This is a genomic window from Cyanobium sp. NIVA-CYA 375, assembly GCF_056108345.1.
In genome coordinates this window covers 1-528 of sequence record NZ_JBSYHW010000432.1, presented here as the reverse complement: position 1 = coordinate 528, position 528 = coordinate 1, and the positions used below count along the sequence as shown (strand labels likewise).

1 protein-coding gene is annotated in these 528 nt (G+C 66.5%); it reads left to right on the top strand.

Annotated elements, in window-relative coordinates; genetic code table 11:
- The coding region (locus AC01FP_RS18980) for an NADH-quinone oxidoreductase subunit B family protein (protein WP_474482516.1) at window positions 1-528 on the top strand (528 nt) is incomplete at both ends.

Sequence of the window (528 nt, the reverse complement as noted above, 5' to 3'; positions counted from 1 at the left end):
CATCAACGTGCTGTGGCACCCTTCGCTCGGCGTCGAGCTGGGTGACAACCTGCAGAAGCTGCTGCGCGACTGCGTCTCGGGCGCGGTGCCACTGGATATCTTCGTGTTCGAAGGCAGCGTGGTGAACGCGCCCAACGGCACCGGTGAATGGAACCGCTTCGCCGGCCGGCCGATGAAGGACTGGGTCAAGGAGCTGTGCAACGCGGCGAAGTTCGTGGTGGCCATCGGCGACTGCGCAACCTATGGCGGCATTCCGGCCATGGCACCCAACCCCAGCCAGTCGGAGGGGCTGCAGTTCCTCAAGCGCAGCCACGGCGGTTTCCTGGGCAAGAGCTGGGTGTCCAAGTCGGGCCTGCCGGTCATCAACGTGCCGGGCTGCCCCGCGCACCCGGACTGGATCACGCAGATCGTGGTGGCGGTGGCCACCGGCCGCGCCGGGGACATCGGGCTGGACGAGTTCCAGCGCCCCAAGACCTTCTTCCAGAGCTTCACGCAGACCGGCTGCACCCGCAACATGCACTGTGCATA